This is a genomic window from Thauera phenylacetica B4P, from assembly GCF_000310225.1.
Taxonomy (GTDB): Bacteria; Pseudomonadota; Gammaproteobacteria; order Burkholderiales; family Rhodocyclaceae; genus Thauera; species Thauera phenylacetica.
The window spans coordinates 1-21501 of record NZ_AMXF01000058.1 but is presented as its reverse complement, the minus strand read 5'-3'; the positions used below and the strand labels follow the sequence as shown (position 1 = coordinate 21501).

Annotated in this window: 19 protein-coding genes; 9 read left to right on the top strand and 10 right to left on the bottom strand. The window is 70.0% G+C overall.

Going from position 1 to position 21501, the window contains the following annotated elements:
* Nucleotides 1-611: YeeE/YedE thiosulfate transporter family protein (locus tag C667_RS09765; protein ID WP_004361874.1), on the top strand; the 611-nt coding region annotated here is incomplete at its 5' end.
* Nucleotides 612-621: 10 nt separating this feature from the next.
* A complete protein-coding gene (locus C667_RS26020; RefSeq protein ID WP_004361873.1) occupies nt 622-789 on the top strand; it encodes a hypothetical protein in 168 nt (55 codons plus the stop codon).
* A gap of 78 nt (nt 790-867) precedes the next feature.
* On the opposite strand, the gene C667_RS09760 is transcribed toward C667_RS26020, so the two are convergent.
* Nucleotides 868-2130: an MgtC/SapB family protein gene (locus C667_RS09760; RefSeq protein WP_211207688.1), complete on the bottom strand. Its 1263-nt coding sequence runs from the start codon at nt 2128-2130 to the stop codon at nt 868-870.
* 183 nt (nt 2131-2313) lie between these two features.
* On the opposite strand from C667_RS09760, the gene C667_RS09755 reads away from it, so the two are divergent.
* Nucleotides 2314-2991, top strand: a complete 678-nt coding sequence (locus tag C667_RS09755) for a response regulator transcription factor (protein ID WP_039921177.1) — start codon at nt 2314-2316, stop codon at nt 2989-2991.
* A complete protein-coding gene (locus C667_RS09750) occupies nt 2969-4411 on the top strand; it encodes a sensor histidine kinase (protein ID WP_004361869.1) in 1443 nt (480 codons plus the stop codon). The genes C667_RS09755 and C667_RS09750 overlap by 23 nt, the downstream gene beginning before the upstream one ends.
* A gap of 76 nt (nt 4412-4487) precedes the next feature.
* On the opposite strand, the gene C667_RS09745 is transcribed toward C667_RS09750, so the two are convergent.
* The 3 genes from C667_RS09745 to C667_RS09735 all read right to left on the bottom strand — a co-directional run bounded on the left by C667_RS09745 (nt 4488) and on the right by C667_RS09735 (nt 7548).
* Complete coding sequence (locus C667_RS09745) at nt 4488-6206, bottom strand: cation acetate symporter (protein ID WP_004361867.1); 1719 nt, start codon at nt 6204-6206, stop codon at nt 4488-4490.
* A complete protein-coding gene (locus C667_RS09740) occupies nt 6203-6511 on the bottom strand; it encodes a DUF485 domain-containing protein (RefSeq protein WP_004361865.1) in 309 nt (102 codons plus the stop codon). Before C667_RS09740 ends, C667_RS09745 begins: the two co-directional genes overlap by 4 nt.
* Nucleotides 6512-6651: 140 nt before the next feature.
* The gene (locus C667_RS09735) at nt 6652-7548 is read right to left on the bottom strand and encodes a helix-turn-helix domain-containing protein (protein WP_004361862.1); all 897 of its coding nucleotides are present in this window, start codon (nt 7546-7548) and stop codon (nt 6652-6654) included.
* Between the two features lie 202 nt (nt 7549-7750).
* Here C667_RS09735 and C667_RS09730 point away from each other — a divergent pair, with 202 nt between their 5' ends.
* The 3 genes from C667_RS09730 (at nt 7751) to C667_RS09720 (ending at nt 10350) form a co-directional block, all read left to right on the top strand.
* Nucleotides 7751-8941 carry a 4-hydroxybenzoate 3-monooxygenase gene (locus C667_RS09730; RefSeq protein WP_004361860.1) on the top strand — a complete coding sequence of 397 codons (1191 nt, stop codon included), beginning with the start codon at nt 7751-7753 and terminating at the stop codon, nt 8939-8941.
* Between the two features lie 87 nt (nt 8942-9028).
* Nucleotides 9029-9487 (top strand): carboxymuconolactone decarboxylase family protein, encoded by a 459-nt coding sequence (locus tag C667_RS09725; protein ID WP_004361857.1) that lies wholly within the window; start codon nt 9029-9031, stop codon nt 9485-9487.
* 14 nt (nt 9488-9501) lie between these two features.
* Entirely contained in the window at nt 9502-10350 is an 849-nt protein-coding gene (locus C667_RS09720) for a DODA-type extradiol aromatic ring-opening family dioxygenase (protein ID WP_004361856.1), read from the top strand.
* A 247-nt stretch (nt 10351-10597) separates the two neighbouring features.
* On the opposite strand, the gene C667_RS09715 is transcribed toward C667_RS09720, so the two are convergent.
* The 3 genes from C667_RS09715 to C667_RS09705 all read right to left on the bottom strand — a co-directional run bounded on the left by C667_RS09715 (nt 10598) and on the right by C667_RS09705 (nt 16032).
* On the bottom strand, nt 10598-12049 hold the full coding sequence (locus tag C667_RS09715; RefSeq protein WP_004361853.1) for an IS1182-like element ISThph1 family transposase: 1452 nt from the start codon (nt 12047-12049) through the stop codon (nt 10598-10600).
* Between the two features lie 60 nt (nt 12050-12109).
* On the bottom strand, nt 12110-13381 hold the full coding sequence (locus C667_RS09710) for an Eco57I restriction-modification methylase domain-containing protein (RefSeq protein ID WP_004361851.1): 1272 nt from the start codon (nt 13379-13381) through the stop codon (nt 12110-12112).
* 164 nt (nt 13382-13545) lie between these two features.
* Entirely contained in the window at nt 13546-16032 is a 2487-nt protein-coding gene (locus C667_RS09705; RefSeq protein WP_004361849.1) for a patatin-like protein, read from the bottom strand.
* Nucleotides 16033-16195: 163 nt separating this feature from the next.
* On the opposite strand from C667_RS09705, the gene cysK reads away from it, so the two are divergent.
* Nucleotides 16196-17173 carry a cysteine synthase A gene (gene cysK, locus C667_RS09700; RefSeq protein ID WP_004361846.1) on the top strand — a complete coding sequence of 326 codons (978 nt, stop codon included), beginning with the start codon at nt 16196-16198 and terminating at the stop codon, nt 17171-17173.
* Nucleotides 17174-17180: 7 nt separating this feature from the next.
* Complete coding sequence (locus C667_RS09695) at nt 17181-17561, top strand: DUF488 domain-containing protein (RefSeq protein ID WP_004361845.1); 381 nt, start codon at nt 17181-17183, stop codon at nt 17559-17561.
* A 1-nt stretch (nt 17562) separates the two neighbouring features.
* On the opposite strand, the gene C667_RS09690 is transcribed toward C667_RS09695, so the two are convergent.
* The 3 genes from C667_RS09690 to C667_RS09680 all read right to left on the bottom strand — a co-directional run.
* Nucleotides 17563-19566: an acyl CoA:acetate/3-ketoacid CoA transferase gene (locus C667_RS09690; RefSeq protein WP_004361844.1), complete on the bottom strand. Its 2004-nt coding sequence runs from the start codon at nt 19564-19566 to the stop codon at nt 17563-17565.
* A gap of 22 nt (nt 19567-19588) precedes the next feature.
* The gene (locus tag C667_RS09685) at nt 19589-20980 is read right to left on the bottom strand and encodes a GntP family permease (RefSeq protein WP_004361843.1); all 1392 of its coding nucleotides are present in this window, start codon (nt 20978-20980) and stop codon (nt 19589-19591) included.
* Between the two features lie 310 nt (nt 20981-21290).
* Nucleotides 21291-21501: helix-turn-helix domain-containing protein (locus tag C667_RS09680; RefSeq protein WP_004361842.1), on the bottom strand; the 211-nt coding region annotated here is incomplete at its 5' end.

The following is a 21501-nucleotide window of genomic DNA, read 5'->3' as shown; positions in this document are numbered from 1 at the left end:
CCGGGCGCGCCGCACGCAACGCCCGCGGCGACGCACCGCCCTCGCCGCAGGCCGTCGCCGAGCAGCTGGTGCGCACCGGCACGGCGAGCTTCGTCGCCGCCGCGAGGCCCACGCGGTCGCGCTGGGCCATGCGCTGGTGGCTGGGGGCACTGCTGCTGGCCGTGCTCTACCTGGTCCACCTGGTCGTCGCCGGCCAGCCCTGGGGCATCGTGTACGGCATGGGCGTGTGGGGCGCGAAGGCGGTCTCCGCGCTCGGCTGGGACCTCTCGGGCGACGCCTTCTGGGGCGTGGCACCGCACGCGCAGCGCCTGGTCGAGCCCATCCTCGCCGACGTCACCTCGGTGACCAACATCGGCCTGATCTATGGCGCGATCGCCGCCTCGCGCTGGAACGGCGCGCCGAAGTTCACCGCGCCCTCGGGGCGCCGGCTCGCCGCCGCCGCGGTGGCCGGGCTGGTGATGGGCTACAGCGCGCGCATGGCCTTCGGCTGCAACGTCGGCGCCTACCTGGGCGGCATCGCCTCGGCCAGCCTGCACGGCTGGGTGTGGTTCGCGCTCGCCTTTGCCGGCTCCATCGTCGGCGTGCGCATCCGCCGCCGCGTCGGTGCGTGAGGAGGAAGACATGGACAAGGAAAGACTCTTCCGTACCGGCTTCGCGGCCTTCTGGCTGATCGCCCTCGGCCTGCTGGTGCTCGACACCGCGGGCAGCAGCAACATCCGCGTGGAGCCGCCGCCGATCGCGCTCGGCAGCGGCCAGGCGGCCTCGGGGGGGCATTGTTCGGGGCGTTAGGGCGTTAGGGCGTGAGGCGTGAGGCGTGAGGCGTGAGGCGTGAGGCGTGAGGCGTCAGGGGCGAGAATCCCACGCGGGCTAGCCGAGTCCCACCCAGGCCAGGCCGGCGAGCAGGCCGAGCGCGACGTTCGCCATGCCGGCGGCGGCGCGCAGCGCGAGGGCGCGGCCGCCGATCACCGCGGCGAGGCCGAGCTTGAAGGCGAGGTTGGCGAGCATGGCGATGCCGACCGCGGTGACCGTGGCGACCAGCTCCAGACGTTCGAGCGCGTACAGGCGCAGGCTGGACAGGGTGATCGCATCGACGTCGGTGAGACCGGACACGAAGGCGAGCACGTAGAGCCCGCGGTTGCCGGCGAAGTCCGACAGCCACGCGGCGGCCAGCAGCACCAGCGCGTAGGCCGCGCCGAAGCCGAGCGCGGTCTTGAGCTCGGTCGGGTTGCCGGTGGTCGGCAACAGCGCCTCGGCACGCTCCGCGAGCTGGCGCCACAACCACAGCGCGCCGAGGGCACCGAGCACCAGCGCCGGCACGATCACGCGCAGCAAGGTCGCAGCGACCCCGGGCGCGACCACGGCGGCGATCGCCCCCACCCGCAGCACCATCACCAAGTTGGCGATCACGATCACGAGCGCGGCCATCGCGCCCGCCGCGGGCAGCGCGCGCGCCTGGCGGGCATACAGCAGCGTGGTCGCGGTGCTCGAGGCAAGGCCGCCGAAGACGCCGACGAAGGCCGCCCCGTAGCGCACCCCGGCGACCTGCAGCGCGGTGTAGCCGGCAAGCCCGACCCCGGCGATCAGCACCACCATCCACCAGATCTGGCGCGGGTTGAGCGCACCGTAAGGCCCCATCTCCTCATCCGGCAGCATCGGCAGGATGACCAGCGAGAGCACGCCGAACTGCAGGATGGAGATCCAGTCGCGTTGCCCCAGCCGCGTCGCCATGCCGCGCAGCTGGGCCTTGAAGTAGAGCAGCACGGTGGTGGCCACGGCGAGCATGACCGCGAGCCGCGCGTGCCCCAGCCAGCTCGCCGCCCCCAGGCAGTAGCACAGCACCAGCGCCGCCACCGAGGTGGTGCCGGGATCGGACGGATCGGGGTGGCGCAGATACGCGGCGACGATGGTGAGGCCCACCAGCACCAGACCGGCGACGAAGGGCGCCGGGCTGCCGAGCTGTTCGCCGAGCATGGCCACCAGCGCGCCGAGCATGCCGACCAGGCCGAAGGTGCGCAGGCCCGCGCGTGCCGAGGGCACGCGCTCGCGCTCCAGTCCGATCAGCAGGCCGATTCCGGTCGCGATCAGGAAGGCTTCGATCTGTTCGGCATCGAGCGGCAGCATGTCCGACATGGCGGCAGGCCGGGCGCGGGCCCGGCAGAGGGCGATCGACAGCCCGATCATACGCCGCAGCGCGCGCGACGATGCAAGCGTGCCCGCGCCGGGATACGATTCGAGCCGCAGGACCCGCCGCTCGCGTTCGGCGCCGTGGCGGACAGGAGGTCCGCCCGCAGGGTCCGCCATGGAGGAAGACAGATGAGACTTTTGCTGGTCGAGGACGACCCCGCGCTCGCGGAGGGCATCGCCGAGTTCCTGCGCGGCCAGGGCGACGAGGTCGATGTGGAGGACGACGGCATGCGCGCCGACCGCCTGCTACAGGATAACGGCTACGACTTCGTCCTGCTCGACGTGGGCCTGCCCGGCCTCAGCGGCTACGAGCTGGTGCGCCGCATCCGCAAGCGCGGGCAGCGCATGCCGGTGATCGTGATCACCGCGCGCGACGCGCTCGACGACCGCATCTACGGGCTCGACCTCGGCGCCGACGACTATCTGGTGAAGCCCTTCGAGCTCGCCGAGCTGAGCGCGCGCATGCGCGCGGTGCAGCGGCGTGGCGGCAGCGCCGGCGCGCGCCTGGCCTTCGGCGCGCTGGTCCTCGACCTCGACGGCCGCCTCGCCGAGCTCGACGGCGCGCCGATGGCCTTGAGCGGACGCGAGTGGGAGGTGCTGGAGGCGCTGGTGCGCGCCGACGGCCGCACGGTGACGCGCGAGAGCCTGCAGGGCGACGGCAGCGGCAACGCGCTCGAGGTGTGCATCTCGCGCCTGCGCCCGCGCGTGGAGGCGGCCGGGCTGCTGATCCGCACCGTGCGCGGCTTCGGCTACCGGCTCGAACGCAGCAAGGAGCGCCGCGAAGGTGCCGACCAGCCTCCGGCGTAAGCTCCTCAGCAGCCTCGCCGCGCCCACCGGCCTGCTGCTCGCGATCGCCGGCGCCGTCGCCTACGGCACCGCCAAGGGCATGGTCACCGACGCCTACGACCACAACCTGCTCAACCTCGCCCACGCGATCGCCACGCATGTGCACCCGCAAGCCGACGGACTCAGCCTGAGCCTGTCGTCCGAGGTCGAGACGGTGCTGCGCAGCGACACCCAGGACCGCATCTACTTCCGCGTACGCGACCTCGGCGGACGCCTGCTCGGCGGCGACGCGGCGCTGCCGCTGCTCGACGACAGCGATGCCGCGTCCGCCTTGCCGGTGCCCTACTCCCCGGTCGGCCGCGAGACGCCACCGCCGCCGCGCGCGCCCTCGATGCGACCGATGTTCCGCGACCTCGTGCACGCGGGCGAGCCCATCCGCGCCTTGCGCCTCTACACCGAGCTGCCCGCCGGCGGCTACTACGTCACCGTCGCCGAGACCCTGGTCAAGCGCGAGGCGGCGATGGACCGCCTGCTGCTCGGCTTCGTCTCCGCCGGCGCCCTGCTGCTGCTCGCCGCCGGCATCGCCGCCGGCCTGGGCATCCCCAGCGGCCTGGCCCCGCTCGAGCGCCTGGAGGCCTCGCTGCGCCGACGCTCGGGCGCCGACCTGTCGCCGATCGACCCCAAGGGCGTCCCCGACGAGGTGCGCGAGGTGGTCGGTGCGCTCAACGGCCTGCTCGAGCGCCAGCGCAACGCCAGCGCCCGCCAGCGCGAGTTCCTGCAGGACGCCGCCCACCAGCTGCGCACCCCGCTCGCCGGCCTGCAGATGCAGCTCGAGCTGCTCGAGTCGCGCCCGCTCGACGAGGCCGCGCGCCACCGCCTGCGCGTCTCGGTGGCGCGGGTGATCCGGCTCGCCAACCAGCTGCTCGCGCTCGCCCGCGCCGAAGCCGGTGGCCGCCTGGTCGCGGATGCGTCGGAAGTGGAGCTCGCCGCGCTGATCGACCCCCTGGTCGAGGACTGGATCGAACGTGCCGACGAACGTGGAATCGATCTCGGCGTCGAGCGCGAGCCGGTGCGCATGATGGGCGACCCCACCTTGCTGCAGGAGCTGATCGCCAACCTGATGGACAACGCCCTCAAGTACTGCAACGACGGCGGCAAGGTCTCGCTGCGCTGCGCGCGCGAAGAGGGCCAGGTGTGCATCGAGGTCGACGACGACGGGCCCGGCGTCCCGCGCGAGGTGCGCGAGCAGGTCTTCGAGCGCTTCTACCGCCACGCCGGCACCCGCGCCAGCGGCAGCGGCCTGGGCCTGTCGATCGCGCGCGAGATCGTGCGCGGCCACGGCGGCAGCATCGCGATCGAGGACGGCCCCCAGGCGCGCGGCACCCGCGTGCGCGTGCTGCTGCCGCTCGACGGCCACGACGGAAAGACCGCGGGGCGGTGAGCCTGCGCCCACCGCCCCGCGGTTTCTTGTACTGCCCGCCCACCCCCTCGCGGGAGCCGGCGGGCCGCTCTGCTGCTTAGTGCGACGAGGCCGAGGCCGCGCCGATGCCGGTCTCGGAACGCACCTTCTGCGCCATGTAGCCGGCACGGTCTTCCTTGGCACGCGCGCTGTTGTCGAGGATCGAGAACAGCCAGATGCCGATGAAGCCCGCGGCCATCGAGAACAGGGCCGGAGAAGCGTACGGGAACAGCGCCGAACCCTTCGGGTTGCCCAGCGTGGCTTCCCACACCGAGGGCGACACGATGGTCAGCACGACCGCGGTGATCAGGCCGAGGAAGCCGCCGATGGTCGCGCCGCGGGTCGTGCAGTCCTTCCACAGCACCGACATGAACAGCACCGGGAAGTTGGCCGAGGCGGCGATCGCGAAGGCCAGCGACACCATGAAGGCGATGTTCTGCTTCTCGAAGGCGATGCCCAGCACCACCGCGACCACGCCCAGCACCAGGGTGGTGATGCGCGAGACACGCAGTTCGGCGGCCGAGTCGGCGTTGCCCTTCTTGAACACGGTGGAGTAGAGGTCGTGCGACACCGCCGAGGCACCCGACAGGGTCAGGCCGGCCACCACCGCGAGGATGGTCGCGAACGCCACCGCCGAGATGAAGCCGAGGAAGACGTTGCCGCCGACCGCGTTGGCGAGGTGGATCGCCGCCATGTTGCTGCCGCCGATCAGGCCGCCCTTGGCATCCAGGAAGCCCGGGTTGGTCGACACCAGCACGATCGCGCCGAAGCCGATGATGAAGGTCAGGATGTAGAAGTAGCCGATCCAGGTGGTCGCCCAGAACACGGACTTGCGGGCTTCCTTGGCGTCCGGCACGGTGAAGAAGCGCATCAGCACGTGCGGCAGGCCGGCGGTGCCGAACATCAGCGCCATGCCGAAGGAGATCGCCGAGATCGGATCCTTGATGAAGGAGCCCGGTCCCATGATCGCCTGGCCGATGGTGGAAGCCTCTACAGCCGTCTTGCCACCGGCGGTCGCGACCTCGGTCTTGATCCGCACCGCGTCGGCGAACATCGCCTCGGGTGAAAAGCCGTAGTTCAGCAGCACCATGAAGGCCATGAAGCTGGCACCCGCGAGCAGCAGGCAGGCCTTGATGATCTGCACCCAGGTGGTCGCGGTCATGCCGCCGAAGAGCACGTAGATCATCATCAGCGCGCCGACGATGACCACCGCCATCCAGTACTCGAGGCCGAACAGCAGCTTGATGAGCTGGCCGGCGCCGACCATCTGCGCGATCAGGTAGAAGGCGACCACGACCAGGGTGCCCGAGGCCGCGAACGCGCGGATCGGGGTCTGCTGGAAGCGGTAGGCGGCCACGTCGGCGAAGGTGAACTTGCCGAGGTTGCGCAGGCGCTCCGCCATCAGGAAGGTAATGACCGGCCAGCCGACCAGGAAGCCGATCGAGTAGATCAGGCCGTCGTAGCCGCTCGCCATCACCGCCGCGGAGATCCCGAGGAAGGAGGCCGCCGACATGTAGTCGCCGGCGATCGCCAGGCCGTTCTGGAAGCCGGTGATGCCGCCGCCGGCGGTGTAGAAGTCGGCCGCCGACTTGGTCTTGGAGGCCGCCCACTTGGTGATGTAGAGCGTGCCGAGGACGAACACGCCGAACATCATGATGGCCGTCCAGTTGGTGGCCTGCTTCTCGGCCTGGCCGAGGTCGCCGCCCGCGGCCAGGGCCACCGAGGACAGCAGGGCGAGCGCGAGGCCGCCCAGGAGTTTCGCGTTGCTACCGATCATTTGCCGCTCTCCTCGACGATCTCGCGGGTCAGCTGGTCGAACTCGGAGTTCGCGCGACGCACGTAGAAGCCGGTGATCAGGATGGTGAAGAAGATCACCCCGAGGCCGACCGGGATGCCGACCGTCATCACGCCCTCGCCCAGGCGGGCGGCGAGCACATCCTTGTTGAAGGCGATGATCGCGATGTAGCCGTAGTACACGACCATCATGATCAGGGTCAGGATCCAGCCGAAGCTGGAGCGCGTGGCCACCAGTTTTTGATACTTGGGGTTAGCGGCGATTTTGGCCGCCATATCGTTTTCCATATCTCCCTCCTTCGTCGATGAAAGGACCGGACGCTCGTCCGGTTGCGCGCACCTTATGGGCGGAGACTTACATTCCGCTTACGGGTGCATAAGTTTTTTCTTTCCCAACAAATACTTAACGGAAGCTTAGCAGAAGCTTGCTACTTCGACCCGACCTCGGGGGCCTCGCCGTGACGCAGCCGGAAATCGGTCGGCGCAGAGCCCTGAGCACGAGTGAAGAAGCGGGAGAAGTATGACGGATCCCGGAAGCCGAGTGCACAACTTATCTGGCCGACGTCGAGATCGGAATATGCAAGAAGACGACGCGCCTCCAGCAGCACCCGATCATGGATCAATTGTTGCGCACTCCGCCCGGTCCTGCGCCGGCACGTGTTGTTGAGCTGGACGGTCGAGATCCCGAGGCCGGTGGCGTAGAAACTCACCGGTCGGCGCTCGCGGAAATGGCGGTCGATCAATTCGTGGAAGCGATCCAGGCGCTCGCCGAAACGCTCGCGTCCCTCGTACCCTTGCACTCTCCCCCCGGCACGGGCGAGCCACACGAGCACCTGCGCGAGGATCGCCATCAGCACGGTGACCCGCCCCTCGTGGCGCGCCGCGTACTCGGCGCGGAAGGCCTCGAACCATTGCCGCATCCGCGCAAGCGAGGCGTCGTCGTCAGCGAGCGGATGGATGCGCACGCGATCGAACTCGAGATGCAGGCCGGGCGACAGCGCGAGCAGCTCGCGCACGAGGAACTGCGGCAAGGTCACGATCTGGCCGATCGTCCCGGGCGAGAAGGAAAAACCATGGACCGATCGCGGCGGCATGTTCACGACGCAGGGAGCGGGCAGGCTCTCGCGCTCGGTCTCCAGGATCATCTCCGCACGGCCACTCTCCACGAACAGGACCTGGAACAGGTTGTCGTGGCTGTGGGGCCGAATGTCCCAGGCGTACAAGGCACTGCGCGCCGCGATGGTCTCGTGATGCACCGGATCCGGATCTGCCCAGATCTCGGTCTCGCCGAACAGCTTGTAGGTCGGAATGCGTGCTTCATTCATGGGGCGGTTCCGCTTCCCGTTCCCCGGCGCATCGCCGCAGCATGGGCGATCCAACCGGCGAGCTTTCGAAAAGCACCAATAATCTCGTTATTTTGTGCATTCACGAAACTTATCTTTGGCCGTAAGCTGCATCCCATGATCCCGGGCACACCGGGACGAACACGAAGCAAGTACAAAACCCCCACGCCGAGGAGACAGGATCATGGCGCAGAAGACACAGGTAGGCATCATCGGCGCAGGCCCCGCGGGCCTGCTGCTGGCCCACATGCTCCACCGCCAGGGCATCGGGTCGATCATCATCGAGGCGCAAACGCGCGAGGCGATCGAGGGCACGATCAAGGCTGGCGTGCTCGAGCACCCGACCGTCCAGCTCCTCGACGAGCTCGGTGTGGGCGAGCGCATGCACGCCGTCGGCTTCGAGCACCACGGCATCGAACTCGCCTTCGGTGGCAAGCGCCATCGCATCGATCTCCATGAGCTGACCGGCGGCAAGTCGATCATGGTCTATCCCCAGCACGAAGTCATCAAGGATCTGGTGGCGGCAGTGCTGGCCAACGGGACGACCATCGAATTCGGCGTGCGCGACGTCGCCCTCCAGGGCATCGAAGGCACCCGCCCCTCGATCCGCTACACCCTCGACGGCGAGGCGCGGCAGATCGAGTGCGACTTCATCGCCGGCTGCGACGGTTTCCATGGTCCTTCGCGCCAGGCCATCCCCGCCGCCTTGCGGGTCGAACATCTCAAGACCTATCCCTGCGGCTGGTTCGGCATCCTGTGCGAAGCGCCGCCCTCCAGCGACGAGCTGATCTACGCACAGAGCGACCGCGGCTTCGTGCTGGTCAGCACGCGCACCCCGACCGTGCAGCGCATGTACTTCCAGTGCGACCCGTCCGACCACGTCGACAACTGGTCCGACGAGCGCATCTGGGCCGAATTCCATGCCCGCACCGAAGGCAGCGACGGCTGGCGGCTGAAGGAGGGGCGGATCTTCCAGAAGGGCATCATCGCAATGCGCAGCTTCGTCTGCGAGACGATGCAGCACGGTCGGCTGTTCCTCGCCGGCGATGCCGCCCACATCGTGCCGCCCACCGGTGCCAAAGGGCTGAACCTCGCCGCCGGCGACGTCGTGCTGTTGAGCGGCGCCATCGTCGACTTCTACCGCGACAACTCGCACCAGTCGCTCGACTCGTACAGCGCGCGCGCCCTCAAGCGTGTCTGGCGTGGCGAGCAGTTCTCCTGGTTCATGACCACCCTGCTGCACGATTTCGACGGTGAGGATACGATCACACGGCGCTTCCGCCGCGCCCAACTCGACTACCTGGTGAGTTCGCGGGCCGCCTCGACCTCGCTCGCGGAAAACTACGTCGGTCTTCCCTTCGAGGGCAGCGCATAGGCGCAGCCCGAAGCCCCCGGCCTCCCCCAACCCAGCCCCGGCCGTCCGTGACGACCCATCCAGCCCACTGAACCGAGGAGAACTCCCATGCTGCCACCCCGAGTCAACGTCGACATCGTCCGCGAACGCATCGGCACCTATGCCGAGCAGGACCAAACCGCCGAGGAGCGTTTCGCGATCTACAAGGACCTCATCGGCTTCGTCCCGCCCCGCATCGAGGCGCGGATCAACGTGACCGGCGCGCTCGACCCCACGCTGCTCGAGATGCAGGAGAAACTCCGCGCCCACGCGATGTACCCGAAGTGCTTCGACGTCAAGACCGCCCAGCTGATGCTCTTCGGCATGCTCCTGATGGACCTCAACGACGCCGCGCCCCTGCACGGCATCGCCGCGCGTCGCGCCGGCGCCACCTGGGAGGAGATGCAGGCGGTGATCAGCCTCGCCTTCCTTTTCCGCGGCCTGTCCGCCGCCAACCGCGGTGCGGAGATCCTCGCCAACATCGCCAAGCGCGAGGCCGACGAAGAAGCCGGCGCGCGCCCGGCCTGAGCGGAGCGACGACCATGAGCGGACTCATCGCCGCGGCCATCGCCGCCCACGTACCCACGCTGGGGCTGGCGCAGAACACGCCCGACTACCAGCAGAACCTGGTCGATGCGGAACACACGCTGGGCGACGCCCTGCGCGCGCTCCAGCCGGACCTGTGGGTGATCGTGTCCAGCCACTGGGTCGCCACCTTCGACTGGCCGGTCGGCTGCCAGCCCCGCCACACCGGGCACTGCGTGGCCGACGAGGCTCCCCAGCTCCTCCCGGGCAGCCCGTACGACTACGCGGGCGACCCCGAATTCGCCGGCGCGCTGGTGGAGGCGCTCGGGGCCGCGGGCGTGCCCTCCGTGCGCAACGAGTCGGAGCACTACAGCTGGGACTATGGCACCTACGTACCCCTGCACCACCTGGATCCGCAGGCCCGGGTCCCCGTGGTGACCCTGCCCTCGGTGCTGATGGCGAGCGCCGATGAATGCCTGCGCGCCGGCGCGGCCGTGCATGACACCGCGCGCCGCCTGGGCCGGCGCGCGGTCTTCGTCGCCAGCACCGCGCTCAGCCACGTGCTGGTGCGCGGACGCAGCAACTGGCCGACGCCGGAGCGGCAGGAGGCGGACGCCCGCTTCATCGAGCGCCTGAAGACCGGTCGAATCGACGAAGCAATCGCGGATTTCCCCGAGTACGCCCGCTTTGTCGGCGCCGAGATGGGAGGCCGCCCGCTCGCGACCCTGCTCGGCGCGCTGCGCGCGATGGGAGCGGACGGCAGCGCGCTCGCCGCCCGACAGTACGGCGCCTACACGCAGTCTTCGGGCAGCGGCAACACGGTGATGGCGATCGCAGCGCCCGAGGTACTCGCACGCCTGGGCTGACCGGAAGCGCCACCGCCGCGCCGCATCGGCGCGGCGGTCGCCGCCCTGCCGTACACTCCCCGCCCCGAACTCCCGCGCGGGCTCAGAGCCTGAGAAGCATTTGATTTCCGCAAGCCGAGTAACCGACATGCGAGGAGACCCAGTGGCCTGCGATGCGCAGGTGCTGTGGGGTGTTCGAGGCCCAGCCAAGCGTCTGTGAGGGCAGATCCGGGGTTTTCAGGCGGCGGGTTTTCATTTCAGGCACCTCTTATGCCAGCGCTGCGGCGATTTTGGACGCACCGCTACCTCGACCGAGCATCTGCGGCGCGATCTTGGCCATACGCATCAAGTTGTGCGCCAGCGCGAACAGGTAAGCCACCGCTCGAACCTTGCCCAGCCCGCGCACAGGCATGCGCTGCAGTCCGCGGTTGCGCGCCAGTGCGTTGACGCACTCGGCCGTGGCCGCGCGTTGCTTGTACACGTCCTTGATCTCGTCGCCGGCCATGCGCGCACGCCACTGCGCCACCGGCTCGGAGTCCCCTTCCTTGCGCCGGTACTTGTCCGGCGGCGGGCGGGCGTCGTCGTCGCGCTTGTCTGCCTTGCGCCTGGGCTCGGGCACCGGGGCGATGACCTCGGTCTGGCCTTTCGTGTGCGCATGCACCGCCTCAATCTGCTCGTGCGCGGGAAAGCCCCCATCGACCAGCCATTGCCCGGGTACGGTGCCCGTGCGCTCGATGACCTGCTCGAGCATCGGCGCCATCTGCGCCATGTCGCTGCCGGTGTTGCTCACCTCCACCCCGACGATGACCTGGTCCTCGCACGTTGTGGCCAGTTGTACGTTGAACGCTGGCCGGTAGCCGCCGTCGCCCATCTTCATCACCCGCGCGTCGGCATCCGTGGTGCTGGCTCGTGCCTGCTCGGGCTTTTCACCGTTGCGCCGCTTGGCCGCCTGCACCTGCGGCAGTTGCTCCAGCGCGGCGCGGATGCACTCCTCGCGCTGCTGCGCGGCACGCTCGCGCGCAGCCTGCGCCCGGCGGCTGGCCGCTGCCGGATCGGCCGCGGCGCGTTTCTTGATGTCATCGACCAACTCGCCGGCCTCGGCCAAGTGCTGCTCGAGGCTGGCCTGCCGCCGAAACGACGCTGCGCCCGCATCGGCACGCACGCGCATGCCGTCCTGCGCCACGCGCTCCAGGCTGATCGCCCCAGCCGAGGCCAGCGCAGCGACATTGGCCGTGAGCACTTCGTCCATCAAGCTCTCGTTGCCTGAGCGAAAGTCGTTGAGCGCGTGGTAATTCACCGACACGCCACCGCAGATCCAGCGGTAGGCGTCGCTCTCGCGCGTGAGACGGGCAATCTCCCGGCCGCTGCCCACCGCATCGAGCGTGGCGTACAGCCACAGCGCGAACAGGATCCGCGGGTCGATCGCCGACCGTCCGGCGTTGCTGCCACGGGCCTTGATCGATTCGATCAACCGGCTCAGGTCCTGCCGCTCGACGTAGCCCCACACCAGCCGAGCCCGGTGATCCTCACCCAGCAGCGACTCCAGGTCCGAGGCGCGCAGTTCGATCTGCCCGCGGTTGGGCTGCAGCAACCGCGGCGGGCCTTGCCGGCGTGAAGCCGCCCGCGCCTGCTTCGCCGCGATCACCTGTTGTTCCTCGACAGCCGGCAGCTCATCGAACAGGCTGGCCGGCGATCCGTTATGACGTTCGGTCTCGTTCATGTCTCGGAGCATGCCAGTCCCAGCACAAACAGGCGAGATTGGAGAAAAACTCTCACGCTCTCAGCCGGGCAGGAAGGCCTCGAAGCTTGCGGGCAGGGGCGCGTGCTCCAGGCTGCGCTGGGTGAACAGGAAGCGGCCGTCGCAGACGAAGCCGAGGTCCTCCCAGTCGACCGTGTTGAGCGCGTCGCGGAAGGCCTCGATGTCTACATCGGCGCGGCGCGGGAAGACCGCCAGCACCGCGCCGTCGTAGTCGGTGCAGGGGTGGACGAAGAAGGGCTTCGCCACCCGTGTCTTGCCGTTCACATACACTCGCGGCTGCGCGCTGCGGTGGTGCAGGCGGCCCCACATCCACCAGTTGGATTCGTCGAAGCGGGTGACCTTGCGCTGCAGCAGGCGCGCCTTGTGCGGCGCCAGCACCGCCGGCGGCGGATCGCCCGGCTCGCTCCAGATCATGCGCCGGGTGAGGCCGGTGCTGACCGTCGACGAGCACACGAAGTCGCGGTTGCCATGCACCGCGTCGGTGAACAGCTCGTCGGCGCCCGACACCGCGCCGACCTTGACGAAGGCCACGTCGGCCAGGCGCAGCGGGTAGTCGCCGCGGGCGAACATCAGGTGGCCGCCGGCCTCGACGAAGTGGCGCTCCTCCCAGGCCGGCGCCGCCAGCCCGGCGGCGAGGTCGTCGCCGACGCCGAGCGCGCAGTAGCGCATCGCGCGCTCGCTGCGCCCCTTCTCGAAGCGCCAGATCAGGCAGTTCGGCACCGCGTCGTCGAACACGCGCGCATCGCCGAGTTCGATCGCGTCGGTGATCGAGCCGGATTCGACCAGCAGGCGGTTGAGTTTCACCGCCGAGGTCGCCTTGAGGAAGTCGCGCGGGGTGATGAAGATCAGCTCGCCGCCCGGGCGCAGGTGGCGCAGGCACTTGGCGATGAAGAACAGGTAGAGGTTGGCGCGCCCGTCGAGGACGTCCCCGTAGGCGCCACGCTCGATCAGCGCCCGCGTGCTCTCGGCGATGTCCTGGATGCGCACGTAGGGCGGGTTGCCGATGATGGTGTCGAAGCCCTCGCGCTCGGGGTAGGCGAAGAAGTCGATCGCCTGCGCGCCCGGCGGGCAGTGGTCGGGGTCGAGCTCGAGGCCGACCGCATCGGGCAGATGGCGCAGGAAGGCGCCGTCGCCGCACGAGGGCTCGAGCACGCGGCCCGCGTTGCGACGCAGCGCGACCATGGCGCGGACCACCGGCGCGGGGGTGAACACCTGACCGAGCGCGGCGATGTCGCGCAGTCCGAGGGGGAGCTGGGTGGGCGGGGAGGAAGAGGCGGCGATCGGGGAGGGCATGGGGCGCGATCTTACCAAGCGCACGCGCGTGGAGGCCGGCGATTCCCGGAAATCGCATGAAGGCGCTGCGCGCGCCCGTCGCCGCTGCCGCGGGAGCGGGCCTGCCCGCGAGAACGAGCTCGAGGCGCGCCCCGAGCGCGGCCTTGGCGCGCGAACTCGCGGCCTCAAAGCGCGGCGATCGCGGTGCGCAGGCGCGCGATCAGCTCGGGCACCGCCCGCAGCCGGGAGGCCTCCTCGTCGAGGATGGCCTCGAAGGCACGCTTGCGGAAGACGCGCAGCTCGGACGCGTCGGCCGCGTCGGGCCCACCGACGGCGCTGGCGACGATGCCGACCAGGCGCTCGGCCGCATGCAGGCGCCCCCACAGGTAATCGTTCTCGCGCGCGGCCGCGCTGAGGAAGCCGCCGAAGCCCGCGAACGCTGTCCCCGCCAGCACCGGGCGCGCCTCCGCCGCGGCGGCGAGCGTGGTCGCGTCCTGCGGGCTGATGCGGTCGATCAGCACCTCCTCCAGCGGTCCGCTGCCGAGCGCGAGCGCCCCCAGCGCGGGACGCAGGATCACGTCCCAGTAGAAATAGCCCAGATAGGCGGTGAGCAGCTGGCGGCGGCAGTGCGGCTCGATCGCCCGCACCGCGTCGGAGACCAGCACCGCGTCCATGTTCGCGTTGGCGTCGCCGATCCGGCAGGCTTCGCCGAGGCGCTCGATCAAGGCGTCGAGCGCGTCCGCATGGTGCGCCGCGAACGCGAACGCGTCCGCCTCGGGCCGCGCCACCGCGGCGGCGGTCACCGGCTGCAGCAGGGCACGCACCGCCGCGGCGGCGGGCGCGTCCACGAAGGTGCAGTCGTCGTAGATCGCCAAGGCATCGAGGCACTCGTGGATGCCGGTCTTCACGACGTCGAGCACCCCCGGAGCGGTGGTACAGCGGTCCTCGCCCGGCAGGGCGTGGTACAGGGTGTTGAGCTCGTGCAGCACGAAGTTGATGCGGCGGCGCTTGTACTCGATGCCGAAGCGGATCACCACGCGCGCGAAGGCGGGCATGTCGACATCCTCGCGCACGTCGTCGGCGACGCGGTAGTGCTCGCGCAGGATGCCGGCGTGCGCTGCCCAGGCCTCCACCACCTGCTGCAGCCAGCGCGCGCCCGGCGACTCGCGCGCGCAGCCGCACAGGCTGCCGAGCAGGCCGGCGAGGAAGTCGAGCGCCTCCAGCACCAGCGCGCGCCACCACGGGTCGTACACCAGCGGCATCGCCCCCAGCATGTTGGTCGAGGTCAGCCGCCAGTGGCGCAGCTCGGCGGCGGTGGAGGACCCCGACAGGGCGCCGCCGGTGGCGCGCTCGACGAGCGCCTCGACCTCGGGCCGGCTCTGCACGATCATCGCCTTGAGGCGGCGGATCTGGCGGTTGTAGCGGCTGATCTCGGCGAGCTCCTGGTGGATCGGCTGGTGACGCGGCAGGTCGGACAGGGCGCTGCGCAAGACCTCGAACCAGCCCGGCTCGCCCTCCCCGCCCTCGCCGCCGGCGCCCTGCCCGGTGCGCGCCTCGGCGTGCGGATCGATGAAGATCAGGCGCCGGTCCACCTCGCGGAAGGCACGGTGGACGCGGATGTAGCCGACGGCGGCGAGGATGGGCTTGTTGTCGAGCACGCTGCCGTCGAGCAGCACCACCCCCTCGGGGTCCATGCCGCTCGCGCGGTAATGCGCGAAGTTGCGCGCCAGGAAGCGCTCGCGCGAGCTCCACGCCAGCCCGCGCGCGGCGAGCAGGGCGTCCATCTCGCCCAGCCGGGCGGGCGGGAATGCGCCCGGGTAGGAGGCCGAGGCGCGCGCCGCGAAGGCGAGCGAGGGCGCGTTGTCGAGGCCGAAGTCGCTATCGAGCTCGCCGGTCCGGCGATGCTCGCAGGCGAAGCGCAGCAGGTGGCGGTGCTCGCGCTCGCGCAGCAGCGGCGGATCGTGGGTGAACAGCGCGCGCTCGATGCCGCGGAAGTCGGTCACCGTGACCGCGAGCGACAGGCAGGTGCCCGAGGGCAGCAGCGAGCCGGCCGCCACGGAGCCGGTCTCCATCGCGAGCAGGCCGTCGAGCAGCTCCGCGCTCAGCCGGGTGCCGTCGAGCGGCGGGCTGAACCAGCGCGAACGCACGAAGGCGAGCGCGCGCTCGAGCGTCTCGGGGTCGGGCTGCGCCTCCAGCATGCCCTCTCGCCGCGCCCACGCCAGCAGCGGCCGCAGCAGGGGGCGGAAGTACCACTTGTCCCACCTCCCGGCGCGCGCCTCCGGGGCGATCAGGCGCTGCATGTCGGCGCGCTCCAGCCACAGCCGCGTCACCGGCGCCAGGCTGAGGTCATGCGCCAGCGCCCGCGCGAGCGCGATGCCGTTGATCGCCCCCGCCGACGCGCCCGAGATCACATCCACCAGCACGCGCAGGTCCACCGTGCGGCCGAGGCGCTTGAGCAGGTCGAAATACACCTCGGCGGTCCACGCGTCGGCCCCCGCGCCCGCCGGGTAGGCATGGCCGGGCGCCTGCTTGGCGGCCGGGCCCTCGACGCGGTGGTAGGCGCGCGAGGCGCGCGCGAGGTTGAGCAGTTCGCGGTTGATGCCGTGCTGGTACACCGCGAGCGAGACGCCGCCGAACAGCACCAGTGCGAGCCGCAGCTCCTTCTCCTTCATCGCCCCCTCCAGCGTGCCGGACCTCGTGCAAGGGCTTCAAGCTCGCACCCGCGCACGCCGCCGTCAAGCGCCGTCCGGGCCGATGCCCGACGATCCGGGGCGACCGCGCCGCCCGCTTTGCCTATACTTCCGGAGCCCCACCCAAACGAGGAGAAGAGAACCGATGTCCACCTGGTACCCCGACAACGCAGAATCCATCGGCCGCACCCCGCTCGTGCGCCTGAACCGCGTGCTCGACGGCGCGCAAGCCACCGTGCTGGCCAAGATCGAGGGCCGCAACCCGGCCTATTCGGTCAAGTGCCGCATCGGCGCGGCGATGGTCAAGGACGCGATCGCCCATGGCCGCCTCGGCCCGGGCCAGGAGATCGTCGAGCCCACCAGCGGCAACACCGGCATCGCGCTCGCCTTCGTGTGCGCCGCGCGCGGCATCCCGCTGACCCTGACCATGCCCGAGACCATGAGCGTGGAGCGCCGCAAGCTGCTGGTCGCCTACGGCGCCAGGCTGGTGCTGACCGAAGGCCCCAAGGGCATGAACGGCGCCATCGCCAAGGCCAGGGAGATCGTCGACAGCGACCCCGGCCGCTACGTGCTGTTGCAGCAGTTCGAGAACCCCGCCAACCCGGCGATCCACGAGACCACCACCGGCCCGGAGATCTGGAACGACACCGACGGCGGCATCGACATCCTGGTGTCGGGCGTGGGCACCGGCGGCACCATCACCGGCATCTCGCGCTACATCAAGCGCGTGCGCGGCAAGGACATCCAGTCGATCGCGGTCGAGCCCACGGCCAGCCCGGTGATCAGCCAGACCCTCGCCGGCCAGCCGCTCACGCCCGCGCCGCACAAGATCCAGGGCCTGGGCGCCGGCTTCGTGCCCAAGGTGCTCGACCTGTCGCTGATCGACGCGGTCGAGCAGGTGACGAACGAGGACGCCGTGCTCTACGCCCGCCGCCTGGCACGCGAGGAGGGCATCCTCGCCGGCATCTCCTGCGGCGCGGCGGTGGCCGCCGCGGCGCGCATCGCCCAGCAGCCCGAGAACGCCGGCAAGACCATCGTGGTGATCCTGCCCGACTCGGGCGAGCGCTACCTGAGCTCGATCCTCTTCGAGGGCCTGTTCGACGAAAAGGGCATGGCGATCTGACCAGGCCATGACGGTCCGCGTGCGCCGCGCGTACGACCCGCCCGCAGTCGAAGACGGCTGCCGGGTGCTGGTCGATCGCCTGTGGCCGCGCGGACTCGCGCGCGAGAACGCGCGCATCGAGCACTGGCTGCGCGAGCTCGCGCCGTCGAACGAGCTGCGCAAGTGGTTCGCCCACGACCCCGCGCGCTGGGATGAATTCCGCCACCGCTACGCCGACGAGCTGCGCGCGCCCGCAGCCGCAGCGGCGCTCGCCGCGCTGCACGGCCTGCTCGCCGCGCACCCCGTCCTCACCCTGCTGCACGCCGCGCGCGACACCACGCACAACAACGCCGAGGCGCTGCGCCAGTGGCTGGAGGCCAAGGGCGCGCCACGGGCCGCACGGGAATGAGTCAGCCCGTGCCGAGGCCGCGCCGCGCCTCCTTCGCACTCTCGTAGAAGTGCGGTGCGATGCGCCGCTTCTCGAGTTCTTCCCCCAGCTTCATGCGCAGGAAGCTGTTGCCGGTATAGCGCGTCACCGTGCGGTAGTGGGCGTCCATCAGGCCCTTCACCATATCGACGTAGGCGTTCACCAGCTCGGGCACGATCGAGAAGCGGTCGTAGTTCACCACCGCATCGACCTTGCGCCCGAGCGGCGCTACGACGCCCTCGACCGCGGCGCGGATCTCGGCGATGTCCTCCGCGCTGCGCACCACGAGCCCCTCGAAGTCGATGAACAGCACGCCCTGGCGCGCGTCATAGCTGAGCCTGCGTGCGAGCGGCAGCTCCAGCAGGTCGCGCCGCAGGCCCATCGGCGCGTCGGCGAAGATGCGTGCATCCATCAGCCTAGGCGGACGCCTCATGAGCGGCACGAAATCCATGCGATCGAGGATGTCGCGCTGCAGGTCCACCCCGGGGGCGATCTCGATCAGCTCCAGCCCTTCCTCGCACAGGCGGAAGACGCAGCGCTCGGTGACGTAGAGCACGTCCTTCTTCCACCTCGCTGCCTGGCTGCCGCTGAACGTGCGATGTTCGACCACGTCGACGAACTTCCTCGCCTCGCCCTCGCGGACGATGCGCAGGCGACCGTCCTCCACCGAGACCTCCAGCCCGCCCGCGCTGAAGGTGCCCACGAAGACCACCCTCTTGGCGTTCTGCGAGATGTTGATGAAGCCACCGGCTCCGGCCAGCCGCGGGCCGAACTTGGACACATTGAGGTTGCCCTCGCGGTCGGCCTGGGCAAGGCCGAGGAAGGCGATGTCCAGCCCGCCGCCGTCGTAGAAATCGAACTGGCTGGGCTGGTCGATGATCGCCTGGGTGTTGACCGCCGCGCCGAAGGACAGCCCGCCGGCGGGGATGCCGCCGATCACGCCCGGCTCGGCGGTAAGCGTCACGAGGTCGATCACCTGCTCCTCCGCGGCCACGGTGGCTACCCCCTCGGGCATGCCGATGCCCAGGTTCACCACCGCATCCGGGCTCAGCTCCATCGCCGCGCGGCGCGCGATGATCTTGCGCTCGCTCATCGTCATGGCCCCGACCGCCGACATCGGCACGCGGATCTCGCCGGCGAAGGCCGGGTTGTACTGCTCGCTGTAGGTCTGCATGTGGTGCTCGGGGCGATCGGCCACCACCACGCAGTCGACCAGCACGCCCGGCACCTGCACCTGGCGCGGATTGAGCGAGCCGCGCTCGGCGATGCGCTCGACCTGCACGATGACGATGCCGCCCGAGTTGCGCGCCGCCATCGCGATCGCGCGCGCCTCCAGGGTCAGCGCCTCCTTCTCCATGGTGACGTTGCCGTCGGGGTCGGCGGTGGTGCCGCGGATGATGCCGACGTGGATCGGGAAGGCCTTGTAGAACAGGTAGTCCTCGCCGTCGATCGGCATCAGCCGCACCAGGTCCGCGGTGGTGCGCGCGTTGAGCTTGCCGCCGCCGAAGCGCGGGTCGACGAAGGTGCCCAGGCCGACCCGGGTCAGCGTGCCCGGCTTGCCCGCGGCGATGTCGCGGAACAGGTGCGAGATCACCCCCTGCGGCAGGTTCCAGGCCTCGATGCGGTTGTCCACCGCGAGCGCCTGCAGCTTGGGCACCAGGCCCCAGTGCCCGCCGATCACGCGCGCTACCAGGCCATCGTGGCCTAGATGGTTGAGGCCGCGGTCCTTGCCGTCGCCCTGACCGGCGGCGTACACGAGCGTCAGGTCGCGCGGCGCGCCGCGGCCCTCGGCACCGGCTTCGCCACCGTCGAGGAAGCGCTCCTCGAGCGCGATCGCGATGCTCTCGGGGAAACCGATGCCGACAAAGCCGCCGGTGGCGACCGTGTCGCCGCTGCGGATCAGGCGCACCGCCTCGCGCGCCGACACGATCTTGCCGGTGTCGGCCGCGCGCAGCGAGGCGGCCATCGGATGGGTGGTCGTACTCATGCGGATCTCCTGTGGGCGACGGTCAGAAGCTGCCGAACAGCGTGCCGAGGGTGATCACCACCACCAGCGCGACAAGCGGGAATACCACCGTGTTCATCGCGATGAAGCCATAGGACTCGCGATGGGTCAGGCGGCAGATGGCCAGCAGCGAGATCACCGCGCCGTTGTGCGGCAGGGAGTCCATGCAGCCCGAGGCCATGGTGGCGATGCGGTGCAGCAGCTCGGGGCTGATGCCGGCGGCGGTGGCCATGGCGAGATATTCCGCACCCAGGGTCTTGAGCGCGATCGACATGCCGCCCGAGGCCGAGCCGGTGATGCCGGCGAGCACGTTCACCGCGACCGCCTCCGAGATGAGCGGATTGCCCGGAGCGATGCCCAGCACCAGGTCGCGGATCACCACGAAGCCGGCGAGCGAGGCGATCACGGTGCCGTAGCCCACCTCGGTGGCGGTGTTGAGGATGGGCAGCATCGAACCGAACGAGCCCTCGTTGACCGTCTTCATCAGGTTGGCCCAGCGCGTCCAGTGCAGCACCACCAGGAGCAGGATCGAGACCGACAGCGCGACGATGATCGCCCAGATGCCGATCAGCGAGCGCGCATCCTGCAGGCCGCCGAACTCCGGCTTGGCGAGGTAGCTGGTGTCGAGGTTGGGCAGCACCTGCTTGGCCATCAGGAAGTTGAGGCCGATCACCACCAGGATCGGCAGCAGCGCGATCCAGAAGCCCGGACGCGGCGCATCCGCCGGCTCGCTGTCCGGCTCGCCGCTGTGGTGACCGTAGCCTTCGCCGCGGGCCATCAGCTTCTTCGCCTGGGCGCTCAGCCACCAGGTGCCGAGGCCGAACATGATCAGGCCGCCGATCAGGCCGAGGCCGGGCGCGGCAAAGGCGTCGGTGCCGAAGAAGGGGCTGGGGATCGCGTTCTGGATCGCCGGCGTGCCGGGCAGCGCGGTCATCGTGAAGGTGAAGGAGCCGAGCGCGATGGCGGCGGGAATCAGCCGCTTGGGGATACCGGCCTCGCGGAACAGCGCGGCGCCGATCGGATACACCGCGAACGCCACCACGAACAGCGACACGCCGCCATAGGTCAGGATGCCGCAGGCGAGCACGATCGCCAGGATTGCGCGCTGGCTCCCGACCTTGGCGACGATGGCGTGCGCGATCGCGCGCGCCGAGCCCGAGTCGTCCATCATCTTGCCGAACAGCGCACCGAGCAGGAAGAGCGGGAAAAACTGGATCACGTAGCCGCCCATGGCCTTCATGAAGACCTGGGTGTAGGTCGGCAGCAGCATCGCCGCCTCGCCCGACATCAGCACGGCGAACAGCGCCAGCAGCGGCGCCAGCAACAGGACGCTGATGCCGCGGTAGGCAAGGTACATCAGCAGTACGAGGGACAACAGGATGCCTAGGGTGCCCATGGGGCTTCTCCTCCAATCGTGTTCTGGTTAGCGGGACCGGCCGCGGCTGCGGCGGCTGGCTGTACCTCACTTAGCAGGACACGTGCCAGGAGCGCGCACGGGGGACAGGCGGCGCCGATCGGAGGCGCTCCCTAGCGCCCGATGCGTTGAAGGCATTGACGTATCGATATTGTTTATAGTTTTTTGTCATTGTCGCGCCGGGAGTTCCGCCGCCGATAATCATGTCCACGTTTACAGACATGTCCAGTAATCTGGAAGAATCCCAAGGTGATTTTCCAGATTACTGGACACTACGCTCCGAGCTCAGGGCTCAGCGCTGGATGCCGTGCTGCTGCAGCTTGGCGTAGAAGCCGGCGCGCGAGATCCCCAGCCGGCTGGCCGCCAGGCGACGGTTGCCGCCGCAGGCCTGCAGCGCGGCGAGCAAGGCCTTGCGCTCGGCACGCGCCAGCGTGTCGGCGAGCGCCTCCACGCTGTCTCCGGCCAGCTCGGGGCCCACGGCCGGCGCAGCCGCGGAGGCGGCG

Bases quoted from the DNA above. Each gene is read 5' to 3' on its own strand.
- C667_RS09695 (WP_004361845.1), top strand. From the start codon at position 17,181: ATGACGGTCCGCGTGCGCCGCGCGTACGACCCGCCCGCAGTCGAAGAC.
- C667_RS26020 (WP_004361873.1), top strand. From the start codon at position 622: ATGGACAAGGAAAGACTCTTCCGTACCGGCTTCGCGGCCTTCTGGCTG.
- C667_RS09725 (WP_004361857.1), top strand. From the start codon at position 9,029: ATGCTGCCACCCCGAGTCAACGTCGACATCGTCCGCGAACGCATCGGC.
- C667_RS09760 (WP_211207688.1), bottom strand. From the start codon at position 2,130: ATGTCGGACATGCTGCCGCTCGATGCCGAACAGATCGAAGCCTTCCTG.
- C667_RS09730 (WP_004361860.1), top strand. From the start codon at position 7,751: ATGGCGCAGAAGACACAGGTAGGCATCATCGGCGCAGGCCCCGCGGGC.
- C667_RS09690 (WP_004361844.1), bottom strand. From the start codon at position 19,566: ATGAGTACGACCACCCATCCGATGGCCGCCTCGCTGCGCGCGGCCGAC.
- C667_RS09755 (WP_039921177.1), top strand. From the start codon at position 2,314: ATGAGACTTTTGCTGGTCGAGGACGACCCCGCGCTCGCGGAGGGCATC.
- C667_RS09715 (WP_004361853.1), bottom strand. From the start codon at position 12,049: ATGAACGAGACCGAACGTCATAACGGATCGCCGGCCAGCCTGTTCGAT.
- C667_RS09705 (WP_004361849.1), bottom strand. From the start codon at position 16,032: ATGAAGGAGAAGGAGCTGCGGCTCGCACTGGTGCTGTTCGGCGGCGTC.
- C667_RS09745 (WP_004361867.1), bottom strand. From the start codon at position 6,206: ATGATCGGTAGCAACGCGAAACTCCTGGGCGGCCTCGCGCTCGCCCTG.
- C667_RS09685 (WP_004361843.1), bottom strand. From the start codon at position 20,980: ATGGGCACCCTAGGCATCCTGTTGTCCCTCGTACTGCTGATGTACCTT.
- cysK (WP_004361846.1), top strand. From the start codon at position 16,196: ATGTCCACCTGGTACCCCGACAACGCAGAATCCATCGGCCGCACCCCG.
- C667_RS09735 (WP_004361862.1), bottom strand. From the start codon at position 7,548: ATGAATGAAGCACGCATTCCGACCTACAAGCTGTTCGGCGAGACCGAG.
- C667_RS09740 (WP_004361865.1), bottom strand. From the start codon at position 6,511: ATGGAAAACGATATGGCGGCCAAAATCGCCGCTAACCCCAAGTATCAA.
- C667_RS09720 (WP_004361856.1), top strand. From the start codon at position 9,502: ATGAGCGGACTCATCGCCGCGGCCATCGCCGCCCACGTACCCACGCTG.
- C667_RS09710 (WP_004361851.1), bottom strand. From the start codon at position 13,381: ATGCCCTCCCCGATCGCCGCCTCTTCCTCCCCGCCCACCCAGCTCCCC.